The organism is Caballeronia sp. KNU42, assembly GCF_053760385.1.
Map to the genome: position 1 here is coordinate 2,838,407 of NZ_CM132388.1, position 12,756 is coordinate 2,851,162.

At 62.8% G+C, this 12,756-nt stretch carries 12 protein-coding genes; all 12 read right to left on the reverse strand.

The window, feature by feature from the left end:
* Nucleotides 1–206: 206 nt before the first annotated feature.
* The 12 genes from flgL to flgB all read right to left on the reverse strand — a co-directional run bounded on the left by flgL (nucleotide 207) and on the right by flgB (nucleotide 12,454).
* The gene (gene flgL, locus ACSOSP_RS12770) at nucleotides 207–1,481 is read right to left on the reverse strand and encodes a flagellar hook-associated protein FlgL (RefSeq protein ID WP_455307135.1); all 1,275 of its coding nucleotides are present in this window, start codon (nucleotides 1,479–1,481) and stop codon (nucleotides 207–209) included.
* A gap of 10 nt (nucleotides 1,482–1,491) precedes the next feature.
* Nucleotides 1,492–3,444 (reverse strand): flagellar hook-associated protein FlgK, encoded by a 1,953-nt coding sequence (flgK, locus tag ACSOSP_RS12775; RefSeq protein ID WP_455307137.1) that lies wholly within the window; start codon nucleotides 3,442–3,444, stop codon nucleotides 1,492–1,494.
* 331 nt (nucleotides 3,445–3,775) lie between these two features.
* The gene (locus tag ACSOSP_RS12780) at nucleotides 3,776–4,525 is read right to left on the reverse strand and encodes a flagellar brake protein (RefSeq protein ID WP_455310944.1); all 750 of its coding nucleotides are present in this window, start codon (nucleotides 4,523–4,525) and stop codon (nucleotides 3,776–3,778) included.
* Between the two features lie 424 nt (nucleotides 4,526–4,949).
* Complete coding sequence (gene flgJ, locus ACSOSP_RS12785; RefSeq protein WP_455310946.1) at nucleotides 4,950–5,936, reverse strand: flagellar assembly peptidoglycan hydrolase FlgJ; 987 nt, start codon at nucleotides 5,934–5,936, stop codon at nucleotides 4,950–4,952.
* 57 nt (nucleotides 5,937–5,993) lie between these two features.
* Complete coding sequence (locus ACSOSP_RS12790; protein ID WP_455307139.1) at nucleotides 5,994–7,112, reverse strand: flagellar basal body P-ring protein FlgI; 1,119 nt, start codon at nucleotides 7,110–7,112, stop codon at nucleotides 5,994–5,996.
* Between the two features lie 2 nt (nucleotides 7,113–7,114).
* Nucleotides 7,115–7,807, reverse strand: coding sequence for a flagellar basal body L-ring protein FlgH (locus tag ACSOSP_RS12795; RefSeq protein ID WP_455307141.1), 693 nt, complete (start codon nucleotides 7,805–7,807; stop codon nucleotides 7,115–7,117).
* 45 nt (nucleotides 7,808–7,852) lie between these two features.
* Entirely contained in the window at nucleotides 7,853–8,641 is a 789-nt protein-coding gene (gene flgG / locus ACSOSP_RS12800; protein ID WP_455307143.1) for a flagellar basal-body rod protein FlgG, read from the reverse strand.
* Nucleotides 8,642–8,664: 23 nt separating this feature from the next.
* Nucleotides 8,665–9,420 carry a flagellar basal-body rod protein FlgF gene (gene flgF / locus ACSOSP_RS12805; protein ID WP_455307145.1) on the reverse strand — a complete coding sequence of 252 codons (756 nt, stop codon included), beginning with the start codon at nucleotides 9,418–9,420 and terminating at the stop codon, nucleotides 8,665–8,667.
* Nucleotides 9,421–9,456: 36 nt separating this feature from the next.
* Nucleotides 9,457–10,716 (reverse strand): flagellar hook protein FlgE, encoded by a 1,260-nt coding sequence (gene flgE, locus ACSOSP_RS12810; protein WP_455307147.1) that lies wholly within the window; start codon nucleotides 10,714–10,716, stop codon nucleotides 9,457–9,459.
* A 41-nt stretch (nucleotides 10,717–10,757) separates the two neighbouring features.
* Nucleotides 10,758–11,492: a flagellar hook assembly protein FlgD gene (locus ACSOSP_RS12815; RefSeq protein WP_455307149.1), complete on the reverse strand. Its 735-nt coding sequence runs from the start codon at nucleotides 11,490–11,492 to the stop codon at nucleotides 10,758–10,760.
* An 11-nt stretch (nucleotides 11,493–11,503) separates the two neighbouring features.
* The gene (gene flgC / locus ACSOSP_RS12820; RefSeq protein WP_031364193.1) at nucleotides 11,504–11,929 is read right to left on the reverse strand and encodes a flagellar basal body rod protein FlgC; all 426 of its coding nucleotides are present in this window, start codon (nucleotides 11,927–11,929) and stop codon (nucleotides 11,504–11,506) included.
* 33 nt (nucleotides 11,930–11,962) lie between these two features.
* Entirely contained in the window at nucleotides 11,963–12,454 is a 492-nt protein-coding gene (gene flgB / locus ACSOSP_RS12825; protein ID WP_455307151.1) for a flagellar basal body rod protein FlgB, read from the reverse strand.
* Nucleotides 12,455–12,756 lie beyond the last annotated feature (302 nt).

Consider the following 12,756-nt stretch of genomic DNA (forward strand, 5'->3'; position numbering starts at 1 on the left):
GTGATTATGAGGCGCAATCACCGCAAATGGTGATTTATTCTCCGCATAAAATGCGGAGAATAGGCTCGCTATTCTCCGCACACCTTGTGCAGAAAGGGTTCCAGCGCGCCGGCATGACCCAATAAAAAAGGCCGCCCTTCATGCCGGCGGCCCAAAACACGTCCTACAACCCACATCAATTGCTTCCCTGCACGCCCCCCCGGCGCTTAGCTGCTCAAGTAGTTGAACAACGACATTTTCTGGATCTGCGCAAAAGCCTGCTGTGCAGCCTGCAGCGAATTCTGCGTCATCTCGTACTGGCTGATCGCACTGGGCAAATTGACGCTTACCAGGTCCGACAGATTGTTGGCAGTCTGCGTCGCGGTCGTCTGCATCGCGGTCTGCGTCGCCGTGACTTCCTGCTCGCGGCCACCCACCGCCGTCTGTGTCGTCAGCACGTTGTTGTACGTGTTGCTGATTTTCGCGCCTGCCGTGGTCAGCGCGTTTTGCAACGTCGCCTGCGTGGCCGCCGTATCGGCAGGCTGTTTCAACGCATTCACCAACGAATCGAGCGTCGTGAAGATGTCCGTATCGCTGACGTTGCCGGTGTTCGCCGGCGCCACGGTGAACGTATCGCCCGATGCCGGTGTGCCGGAAATAGCCACGGTCTCCGAACCCACCGTGATGTTGCCGCCCGCCGTATAAGGCACCGGCGTGGTCGGCGCGGTCACGGTGGGGGGTGTCGTCGACGGATCAGTGGACGTGATCGAGTACGAACTGACGCTCGTGGGCGGCGTGCCGCTGGTCGTGGTCCCGAACGTAATGGTGTAGATCAGCGAGTTGGCCGGGTCGCTGCTGTCACTCACGCTGACCGGACTGATCGTGCCCGAACCCGTATTGGCGGCCGATCCCGACGAAACCGGCGAACTTTCGTTCGACGAAACGCTTTGGAATATCGCCGAACCCGCGTCGCCTACGTTGATCGTGCGGGTGTCGGAAATCTGCACCTGGCGTTGGCCGGGACCGCCGTCGTAGGTCGCACCAACGCCCGAGGCGTTGTCGCTGAAAGGCTTCGAGCCGCCCTGGAAACCGGCAAAGATGTAGTTGCCGTTGGCGTCGGTGGTGTTGGCAAGCGTCGTCAGCGTGCTGCGATAACCCTGGAGCTGGGTCGCAAGTGCGCTGCGGTCGGTGTCGTTGAGCGTGCCGTTGCCGGCGTTCACGACCAGCGACTGGATGCTCTGCATCACGTTCGTCACGCTGGTGAGCGTGGAGTCTTCCTGCTGCAGCGAGGTCAGCGCGGACGACTGGTTGGTCGAGTATTGCGCGAGGTTGGCCGCCTGCGCGGTCAGCGCCACGGCTTGCGCGGCGCCGAGCGGATTGTCCGCCGCGGTCTGCAGGGCCTTCCCCGATGAGATCTGCGCGTACATGTTGGCGAGCGATGCCTGCTGATTGTCCATCGTCTCGACATTCATCGTGAAGTACTGGGAGCTGGAGATGCGCATCGTGAAAGCCTCAGTTGAAAATGCCGAGCAGCGTCGAGAACAGCGTGGAAGCGGTCTGGATGACCTTGCTGTTGGCCTGGTACAACTGCTGGTACTGGATCAGGTTCGCGGCCTCTTCATTCAGGTTCACGCCCGACACGGCCTGCTGCGCCGACGTCGCCTGCGTAAGCACCGCGGTCGCCGACGTGCTCGAACTCTGCAGGTTATTGGTCTCGTTGCCGATCTGGTTGACGTAGTTCGCGTACGCGCTCGTCAACGAGTCCGTGCCGCCGTTCAGCGACTTCGCCGTCCCGAGATTCGCCATCGCGAGCGCGTTGCTGCCGTCGCTGCTGCCGCCCGTGTTCGCGCTGATGGTGAAGGTATCGCCGTTCGCCGGCGTGCCGGTGATCGTCGCGCTGACGTCCGTGCCGTTCGATACGGTGAGACCCTGCGCGGGGTTGTAGGCGAACGCCGTGCCTGCCGGAACGACCGTGCCGCTCGGCAGCGTGACGGCTAAATTCGACGTGAATTGCTGGGCGGTCGAGTTGTACGTCAGCGTCATGGTGGCCGGTATCGAATAACCGATGGTGGCCGTCGCCGCCGAGATGTTCGCGGTGCCGGCGTTGCTCGCACCCGCCGATGCCACCGCCGGGGACGCTGCCGCAATCGCGGTCGGATTCGTGGTCACCAGCGAGAAGGCGGAGAGCGCGCCGCTCGTTGGCTGAATGGTGAACGAATCGCCGGACTGCATGGTGCCGCTCGTCAGCGAGATATTCAGGCCCGCAATCGTGCCGGCGACCGCTCCGGTCACCGGATCGGCCGTGAGGGTGCCGAGCGCCGCGCCGCTTTCCTGGTCGGTCAGCGTGTAGGTCGCGCCGTTGCGGGACAGCGTGTAGGTGCTGCTGGGCGGCTGGGTCGGATCCGCAAGCGATACGCTCACCTGAGCATTGCCTGTATTGCGCGAATTCGCATAAATGGTCGGGCTGCCGGTCGAGAACAGCGCGGTGCCGGGATTGCCGTTCAGGTCCACGCCCAGCGAGTTTTGCTGGTTCAGTTGCGCGGCGAAACTGGTCGCGAGCGAACCCAGCTGTGCCTGCGCGGGATCGAGCGACTGGCTGCGGAACGCGAGCAAGCCGCCCACCGTACCGCCGCCGAAAGTGGAGTCCGGCAGATATTGCGTTTGCGCGGGCGTCTGCGGCGAGCCGTCCGGCGATGCATACGCAATCGACAACTCGCTCGGGTCCGACGTCGACGTCACTGCCTGCAGTGCATACGACGTAGTACCGGAGACCAGCGGCTGGCCCGTGCCGATCGACACGTTGTACGCGCCGTTGACGGTGTTGACCTGCACGTTCGTCAACTGGCTCAGGTTCGATACCGCCGTATCCCGTGCATCGAGCAACTGGTTCGGCGGCTGCCCTTGCGCGCTCGCGGCGGCGATCTGGCCGTTCAGCGTGGCGATCTGGGCGGTGTAGCTGTTGATCTGCGTGACTGCGTTGGTGAGCGACTGGTTGACGCCGGAGCGGAGCTGGTTGTAGTTCGCGGCGGCGGCGTTCATCTGGTTGACGAGCGATTGCCCGCTGCTCATCAGCGACTGCCGTGTCGACGTCGTGGCGGGGCTGTTCGCCACCGACTGCAAGCCCGTGAAATAGCTCGTCATGCCGGCGCCAATACCCGTGGTCGGATCGCCGACGAGGTTGTTCAACTGCGACAACATCGAGTAGTAGGTGTTCAGCGAACTGCTGTTGGACTGCGCGGCATTGAGCTGCGTGGTCAGGAACGAGCTGTATGACCGCGCGACGGTCGCCGTCGCGACGCCGGAGCCCAGATAACCCGACGTCGTGTATTGCCCCGACGCCTCCTGGTACACCGGTTTCTCCTGGGTGTAGCCCGGGGTCGCGGCGTTGCTGATGTTCTGTCCGGTGGTCGTCAAACCCCATTGGGCTGCATTGAGACCACTGACGCCGATATCGAATAGGGACATGCAAGGAATCCTGGTAAAGGCACGATGCCCGGGGGCACGTCGCCGGGCCGCCGCAGTTTGACGACAACTGGTGTATATCGGCCAATTGCTGAAAAAGTTGAATCCCGGCGCGGTGAATCGGAGCGCGCGCGGCGTGAGCGCCGTGAGCGCCGTCCAGCTTCCGCTCCCATGAAAACCGCGCGCGCATTGCGCCATGACGGATTATTCACCGGCATTGATCGGAGCAATCGGTGAAGCAGCGGGGGGATTGGGCGTCAGTTCGCCGAATGGAAGGGGCGTTACGGGAAAGCGCTTGGGAGCAGCGAGCGCGGGGCTCGCTGCCATGTCCAAGTTACCGCGCCAGCGACCGGCGCTTCATCTCGAGTTGCGTAATCAGGCGCTGCAGCGTGTTTTCTGCTGACCCGGGCAAGCTCATGAACTTGAAGCCCAGCGTATAGCGCATATCGCCGCGGTTATTGACCGTGTGCCGGTTCGACATCAGTTGCAGGTCGAGCACCACCTTGCCCGGGTTGCTGAAGTGCAGTTCCACGGAACGCAGGATCACGCCGACTTCCATCGACGCAACCCGCTCGTCCATGGTCCGCAGGGCCACGCCACCCAGCGAGAGGTCGTTCACTTCAAAGCGAAAACGCTCGCCGTTCGGCAATTCGCCGCTGCAGATGTACGGATCGAGCACGGGCGCTTCCACGCGGAAATACTCGCGCCGCTGCATGTAGAACAGCACCGGCGGGAAATCCGCTTCAAACGCCGGGTGCCCTTCGAACAGGACTTCACGCGGCGTGCCGGTGGCGAATTCGACGCGGATTCCGTCGGGACTCGCGTGGAACATCAGGTTTTCGGTGCGCAGCATCGCTTCGTTCTGCTCGGGAATGCCACCCCAATCGAAGATGAATGTGTGCGCCGACGGATTCACGTCGAGCAGGCGCGTGACGATCTGCCCCGTGCCGTGATCGACGGTCAGGAAGTCGGCTCGATTGACGAGGTTGCGCAGGGAGACGCCGATTTCCAGCGGATTGCGCCGGCCGAAATCGTGCGTGTCGGACTCGTCGTCCGGGATGTCGGAACCGTTTGGCGGATTCATGTTCATGGAGCTTGCCGTGTTCGTTTGCTCGCTCTCGCCCCGTTCTGCGGGACTGTTTGAGCGTCTAACCGGACCCAGTGGATCCGGCACTTCGATGTTTCATTTAGCGGCAACCGGGATTGAATATTTAGGGTTGGCTGTAAAAAAACTTCCCTAATTCTGTCACCGGCGGCCGAAAACGGTCGCAAATCGCGCAAATCGAAACGAACCAGCACATTCTCTCCATTTCGATGCGTCCCGAGCGGCTGCCAAACGGGCGCACCATGCACCCGTTCCTCGCCGTCAGCCTGCATCGTCTTTTTATTGCGACATTGGCCCCGTCGCTTTTCACACCTTACTCGTAATACGTTTCGTCTACTGAATTAGATGCAGCAAAAGGTGCGCCAGTGCGCACTGCGCTCAAGCTCCGTTCCCGCTCACCCAATCAGGCAATGTGCCGCATGATCGAAATCAGCTTTTTAGCGTATTGCGGGTCGGTTGCGTAGCCCGCTTTCTGCATTCCGTGCGCAAAACCAGCGGCATCGCGCGAGGCTTCTACGACCGGCGCGTAGCGGGGATTGCTCTTGAGCACGCTGGCGTAGTCGGTGAGTGCGTCTTCGTACGAGTCGTAGGAGCGGAATTTCTCCACCACCTTTTGCGATTTGCCGTTCACGTATTCCGTGGTCACCGCGCTCGTGGTCTTGCCGGTCCAGTCGCTGGTCGCCTTGATGCCGAACACGTTGTGACTCGAACTGCCGTCGCTGTTCTTGATCTCGCGCTTACCCCAGCCGGACTCGAGCGCCGCCTGACCGATGATAAACCGCGCCGGAATCCCGGTCGCCGAACTCGCGGCCTGCGCCGGCGCGGCGAGGCGGTCGACGAACGCCGCCACCTTGTCCGTGCCCACGCCGCGCGCGGGCGGCGTCAGCGCGCTGTCGGCGCTATAACCGTTGCCGGCAAGCGATGCCTTCGACGCTGCCGTCGATGACCCCGCCGCGTTCGCATACGCCTTCGCCATTGCGTTCATGGCGGCCATGTTGCCGGCGTTCGCGCTGCTGTCGCCGCCGGCGCTCGCGCCTGAGGCGTCCATCCCTGCCCCTGAACCGGCCCCGGCGTTGCGCATGAGCTGCTTGAGCATCATGTCGGCGACGCCAATGCCCTTCGCGCCCATGTTCTGCGAAAGCTGCTGGTCGAGCATCGAGGTGAAGGTCTTGCTGTCGTTCGAATCGAAGGGGCTGTCGGACGGCGTGGCGTCCCGCATGCTCTTGAGCATCATCTGCGTGAACACGGCGTCGAATTGCTTGGCCGCCGCCTTCAACCCCTGCTGCGGGTTCGCGTTGGCCTGGGCGCGCATGGCGTCGAAGCCCTGCACGTCGAGCGCAAACTTGTTCGACAACGAATTCAGGCCGCTGCTCGAGTCGGTGGTGTTCATCGATGCGAGCGCGTTGCTTGTCGTACCGGTCCCGTTCGCGTTCATGACCTGTCGCCTTTAAATAATTTCAAGATCGGCGCGCAACGCACCCGCCGCTTTCATCGATTGCAAAATCGAGATCAAATCCGCCGGCGTCGCCCCGAGGGCATTCAACGCCTTGACCACGTCCGCGAGCGTCGCGCTTGCCGCAACCGACTTGAGCGCGCCCGTGTCCTGCTTCAACTGGATACTCGATTGTTTTGCCGCCACGGTTTGCCCGTTGGAGAACGCGCCCGGCTGGCTCACGGCGGTCGTCGTGTTGATCACCACGGACAAATTGCCGTGTGCGACCGCGCAGTTCTGCAGCGTGACCATCTGGTTCATCACAATAGAGCCGGTACGCGCATTGACGATAATCTTCGCCGCGCCCTGCGACGGCCTGACATCGATATTCTCCAGCTCCGCCATGAACGACACCACTTGCGATGGGTCAGTCGGCGCGCGCAGCTGGATCGTGCGGCCGTCAAGCGCGATCGCCGTGCCCATGCCGAACTGGTTGTTCACCGACGCCACGATCTTCTGCGTGGTGTCGAAGTCGAGCGTGTTCAGCTCCATTGTCATCACGCCGCCGGCTTGCGTCACCGCAGCGGGCACGGCACGTTCGACCAGCGCGCCGCCCGGAATGCGGCCGACTGCAAGCTGGTTGACCTGGACCTTGCTGCCGTTGGCGCTGGCGCCCGCACCGCCGACCGCGAGATTGCCCTGCGCCATCGCGTAGACCTGGCCGTCAGCGCCTTTGAGCGGCGCCATCAGCAGCGTGCCGCCGCGCAGGCTCTTGGCATTGCCAAGCGATGACACGGTGACGTCGATCGCTTCGCCCGGCCGCGAGAACGGTGGCAGCACGGCCGTCACCATCACGGCGGCGACGTTCTTCAACTGCATGTTCTGGGTGGTCGCGGCGTTCAGCGTGATGCCGAGGTTGCCGAGCATGTTCACCAAGCTCTGCGTGGTGAACGGGGTCTGGGTAGTCTGGTCGCCGGTGCCGTCGAGGCCGACCACGAGGCCATAGCCGATCAACGGATTGTCACGCACGCCCTGGAACGAAACCAGGTCCTTGAGGCGTTCCGCCTGAGCTGCCTGGGGAAGTGCGGCAGCGAGCGCCAGCGCGATGAAAACGAAGCGAAGAAAGAGTTTCATGATCAGAAGGGCGCCACGTTGAGGAAGAAGCGCTGGAGCCAGCCCATCTGCTGCGATTCATCGATATAACCCTTCGCCGAATACTCGATCTTCGCGTCCGCCACCTGGGTGGAAAAGACGGTGTTGGTACCGGAGATGGTCGTCGGGTTGACGACGCCGGAGAAGCGCACGAATTCGTTGCCCTGGTTGATGAGCATCTGCTTTTCACCGCTCACTTCCAGGTTGCCGTTGGGCAGCACGCCGGTGACGGTCACGGTCAGCGTGCCGTTAAACGTATTGGCCGCGCTCGCACCGCCCGCGCCGTTGAAACCGTTGGACCCGGCGGCGCTCAGGTTGGTGTTGTGGAACAGGCCGCCGAAGATGCCCGGCGTGACCGGCACGGCGAACGCCTCGCTGGCGTTGCGCGCCGCATTCGCCGCCGACGACTTCGTCGCGTTGACGTTTTCCGCGATCACGATGGTGATGATGTCGCCGGTATTGCGCGGACGCTGGTCCTCGAACAGCGGCCGTCCCGCGTAGCCTGCGTTGTAGATCGCGCCGGGCGTTGCCGAATTGAGCGGCGGCGCCGGCGGCCGGGCGGTCATCGGCTGCTGCGTGATCGGCTCTTTGGGCACGAGCGCGCAGGCCGCCAGGGCGACCAGCGCCAGCACCGATGCACGGCGCAGGCGTGGAAAACGTGAAAATTGTGATGACATCTTCGTGGTCCTTCGGAATGACGCTGCTGATGCGGTTGGTGCGGCTTAAACCTGCATCTGGCTCAGCGTCTGCAGCATCTGGTCCGACGTGGTCACGGCCTTGCTGTTGATTTCATAGGCGCGCTGGGTCTGGATCATGTTCACCAGTTCCTGGACCACGTTCACATTCGACGATTCCACATACCCCTGCTGCAACTGTCCCGCGCCGTTCAAGCCAGGCGTCACGACGTTCGCCGTACCGGACGAAGCCGTTTCGGAAAAGAGGTTTTCACCCTTTGCATCGAGGCCGGCCGGGTTGATGAAGGTCGCGAGCTGCAACTGGCCGACCGTCGTGTTGGCCGAGCTGCCCTGCGCCGTGGTTGTGACCGTGCCGTCCGAGCCGATGGTCACGCTGGTTGCATTCGTGGGGATCGTGATCGCCGGGCTCACCTGATAACCGCTCGACGTGACCAGTTGACCCTGCGCGTTGGTCTGGAACGAGCCATCGCGGGTATAGGCGGTCGTGCCGTCGGGCATCGTCACCTGGAAGAAGCCGTTGCCGTTGATGGCGACGTCCTTCGAGTTGCCGGTCTGCTGCAGGTTGCCCTGCGTGTACAGGCGTTCGGTTGCGACCTGTTGCACGCCGGTGCCGATCTGGCTGCCCGAGGGCAGTTCGGTCTGCTGCGTGGAACTCGCGCCCGGCTGGCGGACGGTCTGGTACAGCAAGTCCTCGAACACCGCGCGCGAGCCCTTGAAGCCGTTCGTGCTGACGTTGGCGAGGTTGTTGGAAATCACGTCCATCTGCGACTGCTGGGCGTTCATCCCGGTTGCGGCGATGTAAAGAGAGCGGTTCATGTTTTTTATCCTGGTACTGCGGATTAACTGAAGTCGAGCAGCTTGTTAGCCGACTGATCGTTCGAGTTGGCTGAATCGAGCAACTTGGTCTGCATCTGGAACTGGCGGGCGTTGGTGATCATGTCGACCATCGCGGACACCGCATTCACGTTGCTGCCTTCCAGCGACGCAGGCGCCACCGTCACCGTTGGATCGGCGTCGGCGGGCTGGTTGTCGGCGGTGTGGAACAGGCCGTCGTCGCCGCGCGTCAGGCTCCCCGCTTCGGGATTGACGAGCTTCAACTGGTCGACCGTTACAATAGAGGTGGGCGACTCGCCCGCCATCAGCGCGGTCACCGTCCCGTCTTTGCCGATGGTGACATCCGCGCCCGGCGGAATCGACATCGGACCGCTGTTGCCGAGCACCGGCAGGTTGTTTGCCGTGACCAGCTGGCCGTTGGCATCCACATGCAGGTTGCCCGCTCGCGTGTACGCTTCGCCGCCGTCTTCCGTCTGCACGGAAAGCCAGCCCGGACCCTGGATGGCGACATCGAGAGGATTGCCGGTCTGCTGGATCGGACCCGGCGTGTAATCGGCGCTCGGCGTGGACGACAGCACGAAGGTGCGCGTGGTCGCGTCGCCGGACGCGCCGTTCTCGAAGTTCATCGGTACCTGGCGAAACGCGGAAAGCTGCGCACGAAAGCCCGTCGTCGACGCATTGGCGAGGTTGTTCGCCGTGACGCTCTGCTGCTCGAGCGCCTGCGCGGCGCCGCTCATCGCGGTATAGATCAGACGGTCCATTTATGACTCTCTCGTGCCCGGCTTGGGTGGCGGCGCTTACAGGTTGATGAGCGTCTGGTCGACGGTTTGCTGCGTCTTGATCGTCTGCGCGTTCGCCTGGTAATTACGCTGCGCCGTAATCAGGTCCACCAGCGAACTGGTCAGGTCGACGTTCGAGTTTTCCACCGCGCCGCCTTGCAGCGAACCGTGGTTGGTCGAACCCGGCGTGGACACCTGCGCGATACCCGATGCGGCGGTCTGCTGGTAGTTGTTGCCGCCCAGGTCCTGCAAGCCGTTGTTGTTGGCGAAGGTCGCCAGCGCGATCTGGCCGAGCGCCTGCGTCTTGCCATTCGTGTACGTGCCCGTCAGCGTGCCGTCCGTGCCGACCGAAAAGCCCGCCAGTTCGCTCGACGAATAGCCGTCCTGGGTGCTGTTCACGAGGCCGGTCGTGGCGCCGTACTGGGTCGTGCCGGCGAATGACATCGACATGGTTTGCACGGCGCCGGCGGTGTTGGACGCACCATCCGGAATCGAAAAGGAGAACGGAGCGATGGCGGTGGCGGGCGGCGTCGGGATCAGGTTGCCCGACTGGTCGAACGTGACCTGGCCCAGATCACCGGCCACACCGGTCGACGTTCCCGTGACGGGTGTGTTGGCCGTGCCGCTGGTCGCGTAGGCTTCCCACGATCCCGTCGCCTGCTTGACGAAAAACACGTTCACCGCATGTGTGCCGCCAAGCGAGTCGTTGACGTTGATCTGGCTGGTGGCGCTATAGGTGCTCGCGTTGGTGGGATCGAACGGCGTCTGGGTCGGGAGCGCCTGCTGTGAGTTCAGGTTGAACTGAAAAGTCACGTTCTTGGTGGCCGCCGGCGGCAGGTTCGAGTTCGGCACGACGAGCGGCACGGTCGACGAGCTGTTGATCACGCCCTGCGAATTAGCCGCATAACCCATCAGCGTCTGGCCGGCCGCGTTGACGATCGTGCCGTTGGCCGCAAGGTTGAACACGCCGTTGCGCGAGTACACGTTCGCGCCGTTGGCCGACATCTGGAAGAAGCCGTTGCCGTTGATCGCAACGTCGAGCGCCTGGCTGGTCGTGGTGATCGTGCCCTGGCCGAACTGCTGCTGCACTTCCGACATCTGCGAGCCGATGCCGATCTGGTTGTTCACGGCGGTGGCGACCGAGTTCGCGTACATATCGGCGAATTGCGCCTGGCCTTGCTTGAAGCCGACGGTATTCGCGTTCGCAATGTTGTTGCCGATCACATCGAGATCGTTCGACGCGCCGGACAAACCAGATAAACCTTGTTGGTAACCCATGACGGTCTCCGCTTCCAGAAGAATAAGTTAGTGAGTGGGGCTTAGAGAATCGACGCGATGCTGGTAAGCGGAACCGACTTGCCGGTCGAGAGCATGACGCCCGCCGTGCCGTCGCCCTGCTGCACCACGCTCTGCACCACCGAGGAGGACAGCGCGGTCGCCGTGGCCGCGGCGCCGTTGATCGTGCCCGCCGCCGTGATGGTGTACGTGCCGTCCGGCAGCGTCGCGCCGGTCTTGTCGGTTGGCGTCCAGCCCGAGATAGGCACCGTGCCGGCAGCCTGCGGACCGAGGTCGATCGTGTTCACGACCTGGCCGGCGCTGTTCGTCACGCTCACCGTCAAGTCGCCAAGCGCGTTCGCCGTCTGCGCGCCGAAGGCGCTGGCCTTGCCGCCGCTAACCGTCATCGTGTTGCCAGGGGCGAGTACGGTTGCGCCAATCAGCATCGCAGCCTGCGACGACTGGCCGGCCGACAACTGCGTCGCCAGCGAACTCAGCGACGTGTTCAACTGGCCGATGCCCGACACCGTGCTGATCTGCGCGAGTTGCGAGGTCATCTGCGAGCTGTCGGTCGGGTTCGTCGGGTCCTGGTTCTGGAGCTGCGTGACGAGCAGCGTCAGGAAAGTGTTCTGCAGGTCTGCCGGCGACTGCGTGCCGGTCGTGCTCGAGCTCGAACTGGCCGATGAAGATCCCGACGTGCTCGAGGTGCCGTTCATGGTGTTCAGCAAGCTCTGCGACATCGTCGTGCCGGTGTTGCCGATCGTGGTGTTGGTTGTCACGGGGTTGGTCCTCAGGTTCCGATCGTCAGGGTCTTAAGCATCAGCTGCTTGGCGGTATTGAGCGTTTCCACATTCGCCTGATACGAACGAGACGCCGAAATCATGTTGACCATTTCCTGCACCGGATCGACGTTCGGCAAGGTCACGTAGCCGTCGGTGTTTGCTGCGGGATTGGTCGGGTCGTAGGTGGTCTTCATGGGCGTCGGGTCGTCGATCACGCCCGTCACCTGCACGCCGCCTACCTGCTGGCCGGACGCCGTGCGCGCGCCGCCGAGCGGATCGACGCCGAACACCACCTGCTTCGCCTTGTACGGCTGGCCGTCCGGGCCCGTCGTGCTGTCCGCGTTGGCCAGGTTCGAAGCGGTCACGTTCAGGCGCTGCGCCTGCGCGGACATCGCCGAACCGGCAACGTTGAAGATGTTCATCAAAGAGGGCATTGCTTCTCCTCGTTATTTAGCTGAATTCGTGGTTCAGTTCGACGTGATCGCCGAAAGCATCGTCTTGATCTGCGACGACACCACGGTCATGCCTGCTTCGAAATGCAGCGCGTTGTCCGCGAACTGGACCCGCTCCGAATCCATGTCGACGGTATTGCCGTCCAGCGCCGGCTGGCTCGGAATCCGGTACGCGAGACGGCCGTAGTCGTCGGTGCTGCCGCCGCTGGCGGTCAGCGTCGTCGTGCCGGACATATGTCCCGCCGATGTCGTCGCGAGCGACGCGCTGGTCGACACGCTCACCGGCTGCGCCATCTGCAGCGTCGCGGTGCCGGAAGCGGTTGTGTCACCCGATGTCCCGGTCTTTTTCAGCGCGCCGGCGAGGGCGCTGGAGAAATCGACGTCGCGCGCCTTGTAGCCCGGGGTATCGGCGTTCGCAATATTCGACGACAACAGTTCCTGCCGGTAGGCGCGCACATCCAGCGCTTCACGGCCGAACGCGAATTCCTTGTCGAGCTTGTCCAGCATGGCGGTCCTCCTTCAGCTTCGGATCGGGTGTGCGGTGTTTCGCGTGTCTTTGCAGCTTTCGCGGTCGATGACGCCGGGCAATGGAGCGAGCGCCGGGTTGTCATCGGCCATTGGCTATCGAAGACTTTTGCATGAGACGAATCTTAGGAGCGAGACGCAAGATGCAATCAGACGAATAACAGGGAAAGCCGGCCTCTATTCGACGCTTGCCTTTGGCCGGCGAAATCTAGAATTCGTCTCGTGGGTCGATCTTTTAAAGAATTCGCCGACTTTGGATGACGGGTTTCTTGTTGTTGATTTGC